Source organism: Streptomyces sp. NPDC059679, from assembly GCF_042734105.1.
In the GTDB taxonomy this organism is placed as follows: domain Bacteria; phylum Actinomycetota; class Actinomycetes; order Streptomycetales; family Streptomycetaceae; genus Streptomyces.
Genome location: NZ_JBHWES010000034.1, coordinates 106,018 through 122,652, shown reverse-complemented (window position 1 = coordinate 122,652; position 16,635 = coordinate 106,018). Strand labels below are relative to the sequence as shown.

The following is a 16,635-nucleotide window of genomic DNA, read 5'->3' as shown; positions in this document are numbered from 1 at the left end:
GGGGGGGGGGGGGGCCCCCGGGGGGCCCCCCCCCCCCCGGGGGGGGGGGGCCCCCCCGGCCCCGCCCCGCCGGGGGGGGGGGGGGCCCCCAACCCGTTTGTAGCTCTGCAGCGCGCTGCCGGCGTCAGCGGTTGCTGAGGCGGTAGGCGGTGGAGACCGCCGCGACCGGGGACAGCGCCATGAAGATCCAGGTCAGCGCGTCCGCGTCGTCCTTCCATGCGTCGAACAGGCTGGGGGAGGACTGTCCGCCCATCTCGAACACGGGCGAGTTGAAGTGGCTGAAGAAGATCTCGTTCGCGGACATCGGCTCAATGCCGGCCTGGCTGAGCTCCTTCTCGAAGTTGCCGAACCAGTCGCTCATGACCATCGCGTAGCCGTACGTCTCACCGATGAACACCGCGATCAGGGCCAGAACCGCACCGATCACCCACAGGGCGGGGTTGCGGCCGCCCAGCTTGGCGATGACGAAACCCACGAGCGCGCCGACGGCGACACCCGCGTAGGCGAACTGGGTGATCTTCGGCTCTTGGCTGTCCGTGTCGGCCAGCGCGCTCAGCAGGAAGGCGTAGAGGAACGCGCCGACCAGAGCGGCGACGACGGCGGCGAGGACGGCGAGCGCGGGGTTGCCCTGGCGGCCGGCCGGGGGCGCCGGCGGCGGGAAGCCTCCCGCGAACTGCGGCTGCGGCGGCTGCTGCGGGCCGCCGAACTGCGGCTGCGGCGGCTGCTGGGCCGGGTAGCCGTAACCACCGGGCTGCTGGGGCGGCTGCGGCTGCTGAGGCTGCTGCCAGTTCTGGCTCATGGAGATCCCCCGGGGATGAAGGTGATGTTCGCGCTCCGGGGATTTGCACTGATGGGAGCGCGAACGAAGAGTTCGAGCCATAAAACTAACAGCCGGGCACGACAATCAGACAAGCCGTGTCTGTCGTCCGTGACACGCCTGCGACCGGACAGAGACAACCTGTCCGCCCTTATGGTGATTTGACGGCCACTATTCCGCGACGTGCTTGTCGTTGAGGTAACTCTCCACCTCTGTAAACGGCGGAGCACGTGATGTCGTTCCGCTCCGGTGTCCCCTCCTGTCACGTGATCATGAACGCAAGGTAGCAGCGATCCGGTCGTACGAGGGTGCGGTCGACATCAGTGCCCGGCAAGAATCCGGCATAAGCAATAATGTCAACTTATGGCGCAGAACAAGACGTTCACGGGACGTGATGTCGGAATCGACCTCGGCACGGCGAACACCCTGGTGTACGTGCGGGGCAGGGGGATCGTGCTCAATGAGCCGTCAGTCGTCGCGGTCAGCACGACGGACGGAAGCGTGCTGGCGGTCGGCTCCGAGGCGAAGGAGACCATGGGGCGCACCCCCTCCAACATCGTCGCTGTCCGCCCGCTGCGGGACGGGGTCATCGCTGACTTCGAGATCGCCGAGCGGATGCTGCGGCACTTCATCAAGAAGGTCACGGGCAGCCGCCGGCTCTCCCGCCCCCGCGTCGTGGTGTGTGTGCCCTCCGGCATCACGGGCGTCGAGCGGCGCGCGGTCATGGAGGCCGCGTCACAGGCCGGGGCGCGCCAAGTGCATCTGATCGAGGAGCCGATGGCGGCGGCGATCGGCGCGGGGCTGCCGGTGAGCGACCCGACCGGCTGCATGGTGGTCGACGTGGGCGGCGGCACGACCGAGGTGGCCGTGGTCTCGCTGGGCGGGATCGTCACCGCCCGCTCGGTGCGCATGGCGGGCGATGCGATGGACGCCGCGATCAGCACGCATGTGAAGAAGCGATACGCCCTGGCGATCGGGGAGCGGACCGCCGAGGAGATCAAGGTGAGCATCGGCTCCGCCACAGCGGTCGGCGCCTGGTCCGCGCCCGGCAGCGGATCGTCCGTCAGGCGCCCCGAAAGAAATGTGGAGGTGGTATCGGCGGCCCGGGGCGGTGAGGGCCTTTCGCTCGACAAGCCCGGCAACGGTGACGGGCTCGACGGATCCGGCGAGGCCGCCGACCCGGAGCAGACGCAGACGCTGCTGCCGCCGGACCGCTGCACCATCCGTGGCCGGGACCTGGTCACCGGACTGCCGAAGGTCCTGGAGCTGACGGCGGATGAGGTGCGGCACGCGCTGGCCGAGCCCGTGGACAGCATCGTCGCGGCGGTGCGGTCCACGCTGGACGAGACCCCGCCGGAGCTGGCGGGCGACATCATGGACCGGGGCATCGTGCTGACCGGGGGCGGGGCGCTGCTGCGCGGCCTCGACGTCCGGCTCAGCCGCGAGCTGGACATCCCGGTGCTGGTGGCCGACCATCCGCTGGACTGTGTGGCCCTCGGCACCGGCCGCTGCGTCGAGGACTTCGCGTCGCTGCGCACGGTGCTGGACGCCCGGCCCCGGGGGCTGGCCGCCACCGCGCGGGGCTAGGGTCTGTCGTCAAAGGGGGCGTCCGGCCGCGAGCGGCGTCTGGTGCGGTGCCTCGCAAGGCGGAGCGTCGCCCTCGTACTGGGCGTACTTGGCGATGCGACAACGCAGCGAGGTGGCGTGCGAGGCGTCGGGAGCAGGGCGCCCCCTTTGACGACAGGCCCTAGGCCGGGCGCGGACGGCCCGCTCGGGCGGGGCCCTCGGACGTGCGGTACGGGCCCGCCCGTGGTGGTCTGGTGACACCGCGTCCGTTCACGGGGGCGGTACGGACCGACGTCGAGGTGGCGGTAGTGGCACGCGACGGGAGATGTGCGCGAGCGATCGTCGCGGCGGTCGCTGCCCTGAGCGCGGTCCTGAGCGTCGCCCTGAGCACGGTCCTGGTCACGGTCCCAAGTGCGGGCCCGGTCATGCCGGTTCTGCCGTCGGTACCGGCCGCGGCGGCCGTGCCCTCCGTGCCCTCGTACGAGAGCCCCCGCGCCACCCCGTCCGGCCCTGGCCATGGCTCTGGGCGTGACCGTGTCGGCGGCCACCGGAGCTCCTACGCCGTGACCGTCCGGCTGGCGTCCGCGAGCCCCGCCGTCCTGCGGCGCCCGGACGGCTGGCTCACGCTCAGCGGCACCGTGGTCAACCACTCGCGGGACCGCGTCACCGGCGCGCACGTCGGCGTTCGGACCGGGCCGGCGGCGCTCGGCACGCGCAGCGGCCTCGCCGCCGCGGCCGGGCGCACGGACCTGACCCGCGCGGACGGCGAGGAGATCCCCGGCCATGTCCACCGGCTGCCCTCCCTCGCCCCCGGCGCCCGCCGAGACTTCCGGCTGCGGATCCCGGTGCCGGAGCTGGGGGCGGACGGCGCGGGGGCGTACGGGCTGACGGTGGACGTGGCCCGCGAGGACGGGGCCGTCCTCGGGCTGGTCCGCACCTTTCTGCCGGTCTATCCGGAGGGCACGGCGTACCAGCCGCTGCGCACCACCGTGCTGTGGCCGATCACCGACACCCCGCATATGGAGGCGCTGACCCTGCGCACCTCGGAGAGCGTGCGGCCGGTGTTCCGCGATGACGCGCTGGCCGCGGCGTTCGCCGAGGGCGGGCGGCTGCGGCGGCTGGTCGAGACGGGCGCGCGGCTGCCGGTGACCTGGGCGGTGGACCCGGACCTGGTGGCGCAGGCGCGGGCGATGGCGGACGGCTACCGGGTGGCCCGCACCCCCGGCGCCACCGACCCCCGGCAGACCACCGAAGGCCGGGGCGGGCGGGCGGCGGCGGCCTGGCTGGCCGCGCTCAAGCGCGCGGTGCGCGGACAGGACGTCGTCGCGCTGCCGTACGCGGACCCCGACCTGGCCTCGCTCGCGCGCGGCGGCCCCGGCGGCGACGCGCTGGCGGGGCTGTTGCGCCGCGCGTCCCGGGCGGGCAAGGACGTGGTGGACCGGGAGCTGGACACCGACGCCCGCGCCGATGTGGCCTGGCCGGCGGGCGGCGCGGTGGACGCCGGGATCGCCGGGTACGCCGAGCGGCTGGGCCTGGGGACGGTGTTGGCCTCCGGCAGCACCGTCGGGGGGCTGCGCCGTTCCTCCGGCGCGCTGGTCACCGGCGGGGCCACGGACGACCGCGCGGTCGCGCTCGGCGAGCGGATGACCGCCCTGACGTACGACACGACCGTCGCCTCGCTGCTGGCCCAGAGCGGGCCGGGCGCGGGCGCGGGCGGGGCGCCGCTCCGGCTGAGGGTGCGGCAGCGGCTGCTCGCGGAGAGCCTGACGGCCGTCCGGGAGCTGCCGTACGCCCCGCGCGCCCTGATGGTCGTCCCCTCGCGCCGGATGTCGGCCGGGGCGGCGCGGGCGGTGTCCGAGGCGGTGTCCGAGGGACTGGGGGCGGGCTGGCTTGAGCCGTCCCGGCTGGAGGAGGCGGCGCAGGACCCGGAGCCGGGGCAACTGCGCGAGGCCGAGGGCTATCCGGTCGCGCTGCGCGCCTCCGAACTGCCCGCCCGCTCGCTGGCGGCGGTCGCCCGCGACCAGCGGCGTCTTGGCACCCTCTCGAAGGTGCTGTCCGACCCGGGGCGCACCACCGCCTCCGCGTACGCCGCGATGGCGCGCGCGGTCTCCACGAGCTGGCGCGGGAACCCGGCGGGCGCGCGCTCGTACCGGCGCGGTGTGAGCCGCTATCTGACCGCCTCGATCGACTCGGTCCGGCTGGTGCCCAAATCGAAGGTGACGGTCGCCGGCCAGTCCGCGACCATCCCGGTCACGGTCGACAACGGGCTGCAGCAGGACCTGACCGGAGTGGAGCTGCGGGTGGCCTCCAGCCGGCCGGAGCGGCTTGCCGCGGTGGACCGGGCGGTCGGGGTACAGGCGTCGCGGGCGGTCAGCCGTACGGTGCGGGTCGGGGTGCGGGCGCACGCCAACGGGCCGGTGCGGCTCACCGCCCAGCTCTACACCAGCTCCGACGGCAGGCCCTGGGGCCGCCCGATCACCTTCACGGCCGATGTCCGCTCCGTGCCCTCGGGGGCGGTGGCGTTCGTGGCGGGCGGGGTGGGGCTGATGATGCTGGCCGCGGCGTTCCGGCTGCGCCGCGCGCAGGCGCGCGGTGGTGTGCCACCGCCGGGCGTACGGGGGTGATGCGGGTTTGCGGGCGCGGCGGCTCAGAAGCCGGTACGGCGGGGCGGCACTGTGCGGGGGCTCAGAGCCGGTACGCCGTGCCCGCCGGGCTGGCGCCGCGCGTGTCCAGCAGCAGCTGTGCCTTCACGGCCAGGCCCTGAAGGTCGTAGCTGCGGTGGTGCTGCAGCAGCACCGTCAGGTCGGCGTCGGCCACCGCCTCGTACAGCGCGTCCGCGCGCGGCACCGGTCGGCCGAGCACCCGCCACCGTGCCACGAACGGATCGTGGAAGCTGAGCTGTGCGCCCAGCTCCATCAGCCGGGAGGCGATCTCGCGGGCCGGGGCGCCCTCCTGGTCGCCCACGTCGGGCTTGTAGCTCACCCCGAGCAGCAGTACCCGGGCGCCGCGCGCCGACTTCCCGTGCTCGTTGAGCAGGGCCGCGCAGCGCCGGGTGACATAGCCCGGCATCCGCCCGTTGACCTGCTGCGCCAGCTCCACCATGGCCAGCGGGCGGCCGGGGCCCCGCCCGCCGTACGGCGAGCAGTCCGAGGCGATCGGCACGCCGTGGCCGCCGACACCGGGCCCCGGCCGGAACGCCTGGAAGCCGAACGGCTTGGTCTCGGCGCAGCGGATCACGTCCCACAGGTCGACGCCGAGGTCCTGGCAGAACATCGCCATCTCGTTGACCAGGGCGATGTTGACGTGCCGGTAGTTGGTCTCCAGGACCTTGACGGTCTCGGCCTCGCGCGGGCCCCGGGCGCGTACGACCTTCTCGGTGAGGCGGCCGTAGAACGTGGCGGCCGCCTCGGTGCAGGCGGGGGTCAGCCCGCCGATGACCTTGGGGGTGTTGGCGTAGCCGTACGCGCGGTTGCCGGGGTCGAGGCGGCCGGGGGAGTAGGCGAGGTGGAAGTCGCGCCCGGCCCGCAGCCCGGAGCCGTCCTCCAGGATCGGCCGCAGGAATTCCTCGGTGGTGCCTGGGTACACGGCGGATTCGAGTACGACGGTGGTGTGCGGGCGCAGCTGCGCCGCCAGCGCGCGGGCGGCCTCGCCGACCGCCGACAAGCCGGCCGTCCGGTCCGCGCCGAGCGGGGTCGGGGCGCAGATCACGGCGGTGTGGACGCGGCCGAGCTCGGCGGGGTCGCTGGTGGTCCGGAAGCCCCCGGCGGTCATCCGGCGCAGGTCGGCCGCCGACAGCGCGCCGTCCCACGGCGCCCCGCACGGCAGCCTGCCCGCGCGCAGATCGGCGGCGGCGCCGGGGTCGGGGTCGTAGCCGAGGGTGAGGACGCCGGCGGCGGTGGCGGCCTGGACGAGGGGGATGCCGAGGTGGCCGAGTCCGATGACGGCGAGATCTGCGGGCATGACTTCGTGCCGACCCTTCCCGAGGCGATTCCGGATGGCGCAGAATTGCGCGGAATGGAATGAATACAGACTAAGCGGAAATATGACTCGTATTCAGTATTGATGCGGGGTGTTGATGCGCGGTGTTGCGACATGCCGTGGCGTCGTGCCGTTGCTCGTTGTGGACGGGGTCAGGCCCCGACGCTGCACCGGCATGGCGTCACGGACGGAAACCCAGGAAAATCGTTCACGAACGTTGTGATCTCGATCACCGTCTCGATCACCACGGGAGGCAGCCGTGAGGACACCGACACTGGGGCCGGCCGAGCGCGGCGAGGCGTTGGCCCGGATGGCGGACCAGGAGTTGGACGTGCTGGTCGTGGGTGGTGGGGTGGTCGGGGCCGGCACCGCCCTGGACGCCGTCACCCGGGGCCTGGAGACCGGCCTGGTCGAGGCGCGGGACTGGGCGGCCGGCACCTCGAGCCGGTCCAGCAAGTTGATCCACGGCGGCCTGCGCTATCTGGAGATGCTGGACTTCGTCCTCGTACGGGAGGCGCTGAAGGAGCGCGGGCTGCTGCTGGAGCGGCTGGCCCCGCACCTGGTCAAGCCGGTGCCGTTCCTGTATCCGCTCAAACACCGCGCCTGGGAGCGCCTGTACGCGGGCACCGGCGTGGCGCTGTACGACGGCATGTCGCTCTCCTCCGGGCACGGCCGCGGGCTGCCCGCGCACCGCCATCTGACCCGGCGGCGGGCGCTGCGGGTCGCGCCCTGTCTGCGGAAGGACGCGCTGGTCGGGGCGTTGCAGTACTACGACGCCCAAGTGGATGACGCGCGCTTCGTCACCACGCTGGTGCGCACCGCCGCCTCGTACGGCGCCCATGTCGCCAACCGGGCGCGGGTGGTGGGCTTCCTGCGGGAGGGGGAGCGCATCGTCGGTGCCCGGGTGCGCGACATGGAGACGCCTTCCGGGGAAAAGGGCGCCGACTTCGAGATCCGCGCCCGGCAGGTGGTGAACGCCACCGGGGTGTGGACGGACGAGACGCAGGCGCTGATCGGGGAGCGGGGCCAGTTCCACGTACGGGCGTCCAAGGGCATCCACCTCGTCGTGCCCAAGGACCGGATCCACTCCACGACCGGGCTGATCCTGCGCACCGAGAAGAGCGTGCTGTTCGTGATCCCGTGGGGCAGGCACTGGATCATCGGCACCACCGACACCGACTGGAGCCTGGACAAGGCCCATCCGGCCGCCTCCAGCGCCGATATCGACTATCTGCTGGAGCATGTCAACGAGGTGCTTGCGGTCCCGCTCACCCGCGCCGACGTCCAGGGCGTGTACGCCGGGCTGCGCCCGCTGCTGGCCGGCGAGTCGGACGCCACCAGCAAGCTCTCGCGCGAGCACACGGTCGCGCATGTCGCGCCGGGCCTGGTGGTGGTCGCGGGCGGCAAATACACCACGTACCGGGTGATGGCCAAGGACGCGGTCGACGAGGCGGTGCACGGCCTCGACCAGTGGGTCGGCCCCTGCGTCACCGAGGAGGTGCCGCTGGCCGGCGCCGTGGGCTACCAGGCGCTGTGGAACGCGCGAGCGCGCATGGCCAAGCGCACCGGGCTGCATGTGGCCCGCGTCGAGCATCTGCTGAACCGCTACGGCTCGCTCGCCGAGGAGATCGTGGAACGGATCGCCGAAGAACCCACCCTGGGCGAACCGCTCACCTACGCCGACGACTATCTGCGCGCCGAGATCGTCTACGCCGCCTCCCACGAGAGCGCCCGGCATCTGGACGACGTCCTGACCCGGCGCACCCGCATCTCGATCGAGACCTTCGACCGGGGCACCCGCTGCGCCCGGGAGGCCGCCGAGCTGATCGCCCCGGTGCTGGGCTGGGGGCCGGAGCAGATCGACAAGGAGGTCCGGCACTACGAGAAGCGGGTCGAGGCGGAGCGCGAATCGCAGCTCCAGCCGGACGATCTGACGGCGGACGCGGCCCGGCTGGGGGCGCCGGACATCATCCCGCTCTGAGCTCCGGGGTGCGGGGGTACGTGGTGCGCAGGAGGGTGCGCGCGGCGCGTCAGGTCCGGCAGAACTCGGCCTTGAGGAGGTCCCGCTCCGCCGCCGAGGGCGGGAGCACATCGCTGTTGAGGCGGTAGGCCAGCACATGGCGGCCGCCCGGGGTGGCGACGACCTGGACGTAGGAGCCGCTGATCCGGCCGTTGTGGCCCCACAGCGTCACGCCGCAGGACAGCCGCACCGGGAAGAGGCCCATCCCGTACCGCCCGTCGGCGGCGGTGGTGTCGCGCATCCGCCGCAGCGCCGCCGGGCCCAGCACCTCGCCGCGCAGCAGTGCGGCGTAGAAGCGGGCCAGGTCGTCGAGGGTGGAGATCGCCTCGCCCGCGGCGCTCGCCGGGGACGGGTCGAGGTCGGTGACATCGCGGGGCGTGCGGTCGTGGGGCGTGCGGTCGCGCGGGGCGCGGTCGCCAGGGGCGCGCTCGTGGGGCGTGTGGCGGTGACGGGCGCCTTTCTGGGCGGCGTAGGCGCGGCCGTGCGGGGTGGGGAGGGTGGTGCGGGTGCCGGGGAACGACGTGCCGCGCAGGGCGAGGGGGGTGAGCACGCGGCGCTCGGTCTCGGCGGCGTAGGGGCGGCCGGTGACGCGCTCGACGATCAGGCCCAGCAGGACGTAGTTGGTGTTGGAGTAGTGCCACCGGGCTCCCGGGGCGAACTGCGGGCGGTGGGCGACGGCGATGCGTACGAGCTGCCGTGGCGTCAGGGGGGAGGCGCCCGGCGGGCCGGCCAGCCGACGGGCCACGCGCTGATCGCCCGCGAAGTCGAACAGACCGCTGGTGTGGGTGAGAAGCTGCCGGAGGGTGATTTTCCGGCCGTCGTTGCCCTGGCCGCGCACCAGCCCCGGAAGGTGCTCCTCGACCGTGTCGTCCAGGTCGAGCCGTCGCTGTTCGGCCAACTGGAGGACGACCGCCGCGACAAAGGTCTTGGTGATGCTGCCCGCGCGGAAGCGGTCGCTTTCGTGAATTCGCCGACCGGTGCGCACATCGGCCAGCCCGGCCGAGGCGAAGCGCGTCCCGCCGCCGTCCAGAGCGAGCGCGGCGGCGCCCGGTGCCCGGCCCCCGGCCACCAGCCGCCGTACGGCCGTGTGCAGGGCTGCCTCGGTGTCCGGCCCGCCGGAGTGCCGGACCGTCGCGGCGACGGGCGTGGGAGCCGCGCCGGGGTCCGCCGGGGCGCCGCAGCCGGGGACCGCGGCGCCCAGGAGCGCCGCCAGCGCGAGCGCCGCGGCCCGCGCGCGGCCCCGCCTCGTCCGCCCGGGGGCGCGGATCGGCATATCTGGAGCCCTTTCGTGGACTGTTCCGCTGTTTCTCTGCTCCTCAGGTCGCCCTGGGGCGTCCCGGGTCGCCTAAGGTTGCCTCGGGTCTCGCCGGGTTTTCGTCGGGTCTCGTTGGGATTTCGTGAAGCCTTCATCGGCTGCGAACCCCCAGATGCTCACAGGTGTGGCCGCGGCCGCCAGGCCCGGCCCCGGACCCCGGGACTTCCCCCGGTCCGCGGATGAGGGACAATGGGGGCTCTCCCAGGGTGGGTTCAGGGCGGGTTGATTTGCAGAGGGGACGCATGTCGGAGGCGGAGCGGACGCAGGGCTCGACCGGGCGCCTCCTCGCCGGGCGGTACCGGCTCGGGGAAGTTCTCGGCCAGGGCGGGATGGGCACGGTCTGGCGGGCGAGTGACGAAACGTTGGGTCGCACCGTCGCGGTCAAGGAGCTGCGCTTCCCGTCGAGCGTCGACGAGGACGAGAAGAGACGGCTCATCACCCGTACGCTGCGCGAGGCGAAGGCGATCGCCCGTATCCGCAGCAACGGCGCCGTCACGGTCTACGACGTGGTGGACGAGGACGACCGCCCCTGGATCGTCATGGAGCTCATCGAGGGCCGCTCGCTCGCCGACGTCGTACGGGACGACGGCCCGCTCACCCCGCGCCGCACCGCCGAGGTGGGGCTCGCCGTCCTCGACGTACTGCGTGCCGCGCACCAGGCGGGCATCCTGCACCGCGATGTGAAGCCGTCCAACGTCCTGATCGCGGACGACGGCCGCGTCGTGCTCACCGACTTCGGCATCGCCCAGGTCGAGGGCGACCCCTCCGTCACCTCGACCGGCATGCTCGTCGGCGCGCCCTCGTACATCTCGCCCGAGCGCGCCCGCGGCCACAAGCCCGGCCCGCCGGCCGACCTGTGGTCGCTGGGCGGTCTGCTGTACGCGGCGGTGGAGGGCGTGCCGCCGTACGACAAGGCCACCGCCATAGCGACGCTCACGGCCGTGATGACCGAGCCCGTCGACCAGCCGAAGAACGCGGGCGTGCTGGAGGAGGTCATCTACGGCCTGCTCGACAAGGACCCCGAGCGGCGGCTCGACGACGCGGGCGCGCGGGCGCTGCTGACCCAGGCGCTGGACGCGCCCGACGAGGGCCGGTCGAAGGCCGCGGCGGCCAACGCCACCCGCACCATGACCCTGCCGCCCGCCCCGCCCGAGGACGCCCCGTCCGCCGCGCCCTCGGACCGGGTGCGCGGCGCGCTGCGCTCCGTACGGAAGGCATCGGCGGGGTCGGCGCCGGCCGGTGCCGCCGCCGGATCGGGTGGCGCCGGGGCGTCCGCCGACTCGGCCGCCTCTGCCGCGAAGAAGTCCTCGGATGCCAAGCCCGCCAAGCCTGCCAAGGCGGCCAAGTCCGTCAAGGCCAAGGCTGCGGCCCCCGCCGCGGGCTCCTCGGGCTCTGCGGACTTGGGGGGCTCGCCCCCTCCGCAGCCGCCGCGCGCCCCGCTGACGGACGTGGTGCCCAAGCGCACGCTGGTGATCATCGCGGTGATCGTGGCGCTCGCGGTCGTCGGCACGGTGCTCGCCATCGCGCTGAGCGGCGGCGACGACGGCGGCGACCAGGGCAAGTCCGGTGACCGTGGGACGGCTTCGGCCAGTACGGGCGCCGACACGAGGGGTGGGAAGGACTCCGGCCAGTCGTCCAGCAAGTCCCCGGAGCCGCAGACGTCCACCGAGAAGCCGACGGACGACGGCAACAAGGGCAAGGGCGGCTCCGGCGGCTCGGACGACGACGGCGACAAGGGCAAGGGCAACGGCGACGGAGGCGGCAAGGGCTCGCAGCCGGACGGGTACGCGACCGTCAAGAGCTCCGACTTCCCGTTCACCATGGCGATGCCCAAGGGCTGGAAGGCCCACGCGGGGACCTACTCCGGCAGCAAGATCTACTACGGCGGGTCCGATATCCCGCGGATCCAGATCGACTTCACCACGTCACCGAAGTCGGACGCGGCCGCTGAGTGGCGCAAAAGCGAACCGGCCGTGAGCAGGAGCACGCCCGGCTACAAGCTGATCAGCATCGAGTCGGTCAAATGGCACGGCTACCCCACGGTCGCCGACTGGCAGTTCGAGCGCGACAAGGACGGCAAGCGGGTCCGGGTGCTCAACCGCGGCTTCCGGGCGGACGACAGCCATGGCTTCGCCATAATGATCACTTGCGAGAAGAGCAAGTGGGACGAGAAGGAGTGCAAGACGCTCCGCGAGACCGCGTTCGACACCTTCGACATCACGGACTGAGCACACCGGTCGGCACGGCGCGCCCCGGGCACGTATCGTGAGAGGCCGAGAACCGTACGCAGCGGCAAGCGCGGGCAAAACGCCCCTGATTGACGGTTTCGTTCGGTGCGGATGAGGGAGTGGATCGCGCGCTCGGGGAGGCGTCGTGGACGAATACGCGGGTCGGGTTCTCGCCGACCGCTATCGCCTGCCCCTGCCCCCGGCCGATGAGTACGAACTCGTCGAGACCCGCGCCTTCGACACGTACAGCGGGCAGGAAGTCCACCTCAGGCAGATACCGCTGCCGGAGACCGTCGAGGCGGAGGTCGTCGGTGACGACGGGCGCTACGGGGCGGACCGGCCCGGGGTTTCGGGGTACTCGGGGTACTCGGGGGCTTCAGGGCGTACGAACGGGATGGGCCGCGGCGCCCGGGGCGGCGGCGGCGACCCGGCGGTGCGCCGCGCCATCGAGGCCGCGACGGCGGCCGCGCAGGTGCCCGACCATCCGCGGCTCGACCAGGTCTTCCATGTCTTCGTGGAGGCCGGGAGCCTGTGGATCGTCAGCGAACTGGTCGCCGGCCGCCCGCTGGCCGCGCTGCTCGCGGAGCGGACGCTGTCCCCGTACCGCGCCGCCGAGCTCGCCCACGACATCCTCACCGCGCTGCGAGCCCTGCACGCCGACGGCTGGATCCACCGCAACATCACCGCCCGGACCGTCCTCGTCTGCGACGACGGGCGCGCCATGCTCACCGGGCTGGCGGCGGGCGCCGCGGAAGAGGCGCTGTGCGGGTACGACCCGGTGCCCCGGCCGTCGGCCGGGCCGGCCGACAGGCCGGAGGGGAGCGGGCGTTCTGGCTCTTCTGGCTCTTCTGGCTCGGCGGAGGCGGCTGACGCAGGCTCCGGCGCTGATGTCGACGGCGGCGGCGAGGCCGGTGGCCCGGCCGTCGAGGGGCGTTCCGCGGCAGGCGGCGCTCTGCCCCCTGGCGGTGGTCCTGCCGCCCACCGGACGCAGCCGCTGTACCGCGACCAGGGCGCGGCGGGTGGCTTTCCCGCGCCACGCGATCCGGGCACAGCCGGTGCTTCGGGCGCGGCGCCGGGCGAGGACGAGCCGCGCCCTGGCTCGGCAGGCGGGCTCCCAGGGCCGCGCGTCGCGCTCGGACAGCCCGGTCCGGGCCCCGGGTTGCGGCTGCCCCCGGGCTCGGAGTGGCGCCCCGCCGAGCGCGTCGAAGGCGGGCGGACGGACGACCCGAACGGCCTGAGCGCCCCGAACGGCACGCACGGTGCCGGGCCGGGCGTACCGGGAGCGCGGCGGGGCGAACCGGCCTCCGGCGGCCGCCCGTCCGCCCCGGCGCCCGGCGACCCGCAGGGCGCCGCCGAGCGCGCCGCACGAGCCAGCGCGATCGCCGCCTACGCGGCGGGCGCCCGCGCCGCCGCGCGGGCGAACGTCGAGGGCTCCGCGCCCCGTAGCGCGCGCCCCGGCGCGGCCGACGTCCCGAACGGGCCCGCCGCCGAGCATGCGGGAGGCGCCCTGCGCCCCGCCCCCGACGCCAACGGCACCGTCCCGGGCCCCGTCAAGGCCCCAGCCCCGTACGCCGACGCGGACCTGAACCGCTCGGCCTCGGCCCCGTATGCCGACCCAAACCGGCACACCGACCTGGGCACTCAGGCCGACCGGCACCCGCACGCGACCCGCGCGCTGTACATCGACCCGGGCCGACCGGCCGCCCCGAACGGGGTCCCCAAGGCGGGCTCGTGGGACGACGACGCCGCGGCCGCCCATGGCCCGCGGCGCGGGCCCGCGACCGCGCTGGCCGCCGAGCGCGCGCGGCAGGCGCGGATCGTCGTGGTGGGGGCCGTCACCGAGCGGTGGGCGCCCGAGCAGGCGGTTCCGGTCCACGAGAACTGGCGGCTGGCGCCCCCCGTCGGCCCGGCCGCCGACCTGTGGGCGGTGGGCGTGCTGCTCTACCGCGCCGTACAGGGGCATGCCCCGTACCCGGAGGAGAGCGCCGCCGAGCTGGTGCAGCTGGTGTGCTCCGAGGCTCCCGCGTACGCGGAGGAGTGCGGTCCGCTGCGCCCCGTCGTCGAGTCGTTGCTGCGTCAGGACCCCACCGAGCGCCCGGACTTCGAGGAGCTGCGCGGCTGGCTGCGATCGCTGATCCGCTCGGCGCCGGAGCCGGATGTCGGCAGCAGCACGGTCACGGTGCCGTCGATAGGGCCGGGCGGCCCGTCCGACCCCCGGCGGCTGCCCATTGTGCGCCGCCGTGGCTGGCTGGTGCGCAGGGGCCGCGGCGGCGGCGCGCCGGTCGTCGCCGCGCACGGGCGGCACAAGCGGGGCAAGCAGCCGGGCGAGCGCCGTCCGCGCAGGCTGGGCCGGGTGCTGCTGGCGCTGATACTGCTGGTTCTGGCGGCGGCGGTGCTGTACGCGATGATGTTCATGCCGCGGGCCGACGAGGAGAAAGGCCAGGGCCGTACGGGCACGGCGGGCGCGCAGAGCGATGCGCCGACCGCCTCGCGGGAGCCGTCGCCGCACGATCCGCGGAATTCGAGCGGGGGCGGCGAGGGTTCGGGCACGTCCTCGCCGGACGACCAGCAGGCGCAGTCGACGCCGCCCGCGGGCCTGGCGAAGGGCTTCGCGGTGCGCAAGGACCCCAAGGGGTTCAAGGTCGCCGTGCACGAGAGCTGGACCCGGCGCGGCGAGAACTCCCGCGGCCAGATCCGCTATATCGGCGGCGATTTCGAACTGGTCGTGGTGGCCGGACGGGACAGGGAGTCCGAGTTCGGTGCCGACCCCATGGCCTACCAGCAGAACAAGGAGCCCGAGCTGTCCGCCTTCCGCTCCTCCTCCTGGGCCTCTTCCTCCGGGCTGCGGCGGATCGACGTGGGGCAGACGGCGATGGCCGAGGGCGAGTTCAGCTGGCGGGACAGCAGCGGCCGCAATGTGTACGCCCGCAATCTGGTGATGCTCATCGACGGCCGGTACCACGTCGTCCTGGCCATCGGCCCGGCCGACGAGCGCCGCGCGGTCGCCCGCTACTTCGAGCAGGCGACGGCGACGTACAGCACGTCCGGCTGAACCGCCACACGGCCAGAGCCCTAGGCGAACCGCTCCCGCAGCTTGTACTTGAGCACCTTGCGGAGCGTGTCGTTGCGCGGCAGCGCGTCGACCACTTCGAGCCGTTCGGGCAGCTTGTGCACGGACAGCCCTTGGGCGCGCAGATACGCGATCGCGGCCTCAAGGGTGAGCGGTTCCGCGCCGACGGGCTGCTCGACCACCGCGCACACCAGCTCGCCGCGGACCGCGTCCGGCAGCCCGATCACGGCCACATCGCCGACGTCGGGGTGCTCGTAGAGCAGTTGCTCGACCTCTTTTGCGGAGATGTTCTCGCCCTTACGGATGATGACGTCCTTGGAGCGGCCGGTGAGGACGAGATGCCCCTCCTCGGTGAGATGCCCGAGGTCGCCGGTGATGAGGAAGCCGTCGGTGTCGAACGCCTCACGGGTCTGGGCCTCGTCCAGATACCCGGCGCAGACGGCCTCGCCGCGCAGCCGCACCTCGCCGTCGGTCCCTGAGGGCAGCGATCTTCCGTCCCGGTCCACGATGCGGACTTCCATGTCCGTCGGCGGCCGCCCTTCGGTGGTCGCGAGGTGGTGCGGGGTGTCGTCCGGCGCGCCCATGGTGATCATGGGGACTTCGGTCATGCCGTAGCCGTGGGTGAGCTGGCACCCCAGCTCGCGGACGACCTCGTAGTACAGCTCGGGCGGTTTTGGGGCGCCGCCGCCGGCCAGCAGCCGCAGGGTGGGGATGAGCTTGTGGCCGGGGTCCTTGCGCTGTTCGGCCAGGAACATCGAGTAGAAGGCGGTGCTGCCGCCCGCGACCGTGACCTTGTGCCGCCGGTACGCGGCGAGCGAGGCGGGCAGCGCGAAGTGCTCGAGCAGCACGGCGGGGAAGCCGTACATCAGCAGCATCACCGTGTAGTCGGGCCCGGCCACATGGGCGTACGGAAAGGCCATGGAGCCGATGTCGTCCGGGCGCAGCCGCAGCGCATGGCCCAGGCAGGCCCCGGCGGCGATGAGGCTGCGGTCGGTGTGCAGAACGCCCTTGGGCTCGGAGGTGGTGCCTGAGGTCCAGTAGATCCAGCGGACGGCGGTCCCGTCGGTGGGCGGCGGGGGCAGCGGAGCGGCGTCCGGATCGGCCTCGGGGAGGGTGTCGTACGCCTCGAAGACCAGGGGCGGATCGGGCAGTCGCGCGGCGAGGCGTCGGGCCATCGCGGTGTGGTCGAAGCCGCGCCAGCGACCGGGGACGGCGAGGAAGCGGGCGCCGGAGGCGCGCAGCGCGAAGTCGACCTCCCGGTCGCGGTAGAAGGGGATGAGCGGGGTCTGCACGGCGCCCAGCCGGGCCAGGGCCATGGTCAGGACGGCCGTTTCGATACGGGTGGGCAGCTGCCAGGCGACGCGGCTGCCGGGGCGCACCCCCATCCCGTAAAGGCCGGCCGCGGTGCGCTCCGCGCGGGCGCGCAGCGCGCGGAAGGTCATCCGCCGGTCGTCGCGGGCGGAGGCGGCGGCCTGCAGCAGGGCGGGGGCGTCGGGGGTGAGTGCGGCGCGCCGCTCGACCAGCTCCCACAGCGTCGCCGAAGTGCCGAGCTCATGCGCGGTGCCGAATTCCTGGGCGGTGTCGGTCATACGGGACCTCCAACTGACGCTCAGTCAGATTGTGCGGGAAGCGTAGAGCTCG

Annotated in this window: 9 protein-coding genes; 5 read left to right on the top strand and 4 right to left on the bottom strand. The window is 73.7% G+C overall.

Annotated elements, in window-relative coordinates; all coding sequences use genetic code 11:
• Positions 1–124 precede the first annotated feature (124 nt).
• On the bottom strand, positions 125–799 hold the full coding sequence (locus ACFV2X_RS31385) for a hypothetical protein (RefSeq protein WP_385622907.1): 675 nt from the start codon (positions 797–799) through the stop codon (positions 125–127).
• 381 nt (positions 800–1,180) lie between these two features.
• Between ACFV2X_RS31385 and ACFV2X_RS31380 the strand changes: the two genes are divergently transcribed.
• Together ACFV2X_RS31380 and ACFV2X_RS31375 are read left to right on the top strand one after the other, a co-directional pair.
• Positions 1,181–2,404 carry a rod shape-determining protein gene (locus ACFV2X_RS31380; RefSeq protein ID WP_385622904.1) on the top strand — a complete coding sequence of 408 codons (1,224 nt, stop codon included), beginning with the start codon at positions 1,181–1,183 and terminating at the stop codon, positions 2,402–2,404.
• 233 nt (positions 2,405–2,637) lie between these two features.
• Positions 2,638–5,007, top strand: a complete 2,370-nt coding sequence (locus ACFV2X_RS31375; RefSeq protein ID WP_385622901.1) for a DUF6049 family protein — start codon at positions 2,638–2,640, stop codon at positions 5,005–5,007.
• A 61-nt stretch (positions 5,008–5,068) separates the two neighbouring features.
• Here the strand turns inward: ACFV2X_RS31375 and ACFV2X_RS31370 are convergent, their stop codons facing one another.
• Positions 5,069–6,343 (bottom strand): nucleotide sugar dehydrogenase, encoded by a 1,275-nt coding sequence (locus ACFV2X_RS31370; protein WP_385622899.1) that lies wholly within the window; start codon positions 6,341–6,343, stop codon positions 5,069–5,071.
• A gap of 277 nt (positions 6,344–6,620) precedes the next feature.
• On the opposite strand from ACFV2X_RS31370, the gene ACFV2X_RS31365 reads away from it, so the two are divergent.
• A complete protein-coding gene (locus tag ACFV2X_RS31365) occupies positions 6,621–8,342 on the top strand; it encodes a glycerol-3-phosphate dehydrogenase/oxidase (protein WP_385622896.1) in 1,722 nt (573 codons plus the stop codon).
• 49 nt (positions 8,343–8,391) lie between these two features.
• Here the strand turns inward: ACFV2X_RS31365 and ACFV2X_RS31360 are convergent, their stop codons facing one another.
• Positions 8,392–9,654: a serine hydrolase domain-containing protein gene (locus ACFV2X_RS31360; protein ID WP_385622894.1), complete on the bottom strand. Its 1,263-nt coding sequence runs from the start codon at positions 9,652–9,654 to the stop codon at positions 8,392–8,394.
• A gap of 284 nt (positions 9,655–9,938) precedes the next feature.
• On the opposite strand from ACFV2X_RS31360, the gene ACFV2X_RS31355 reads away from it, so the two are divergent.
• Entirely contained in the window at positions 9,939–11,924 is a 1,986-nt protein-coding gene (locus tag ACFV2X_RS31355) for a protein kinase (protein ID WP_385622892.1), read from the top strand.
• Between the two features lie 145 nt (positions 11,925–12,069).
• Positions 12,070–14,976, top strand: coding sequence for a protein kinase (locus ACFV2X_RS31350; RefSeq protein WP_385622889.1), 2,907 nt, complete (start codon positions 12,070–12,072; stop codon positions 14,974–14,976).
• 20 nt (positions 14,977–14,996) lie between these two features.
• On the opposite strand, the gene ACFV2X_RS31345 is transcribed toward ACFV2X_RS31350, so the two are convergent.
• Positions 14,997–16,583 carry a class I adenylate-forming enzyme family protein gene (locus ACFV2X_RS31345; protein WP_385622886.1) on the bottom strand — a complete coding sequence of 529 codons (1,587 nt, stop codon included), beginning with the start codon at positions 16,581–16,583 and terminating at the stop codon, positions 14,997–14,999.
• Positions 16,584–16,635: the final 52 nt, after the last annotated feature.

Coding starts and splice junctions, on each gene's coding strand:
- ACFV2X_RS31385 (WP_385622907.1), bottom strand. CDS start 799: ATGAGCCAGAACTGGCAGCAGCCTCAGCAGCCGCAGCCGCCCCAGCAG.
- ACFV2X_RS31380 (WP_385622904.1), top strand. CDS start 1,181: ATGGCGCAGAACAAGACGTTCACGGGACGTGATGTCGGAATCGACCTC.
- ACFV2X_RS31370 (WP_385622899.1), bottom strand. CDS start 6,343: ATGCCCGCAGATCTCGCCGTCATCGGACTCGGCCACCTCGGCATCCCC.
- ACFV2X_RS31360 (WP_385622894.1), bottom strand. CDS start 9,654: ATGCCGATCCGCGCCCCCGGGCGGACGAGGCGGGGCCGCGCGCGGGCC.
- ACFV2X_RS31355 (WP_385622892.1), top strand. CDS start 9,939: ATGTCGGAGGCGGAGCGGACGCAGGGCTCGACCGGGCGCCTCCTCGCC.
- ACFV2X_RS31345 (WP_385622886.1), bottom strand. CDS start 16,583: ATGACCGACACCGCCCAGGAATTCGGCACCGCGCATGAGCTCGGCACT.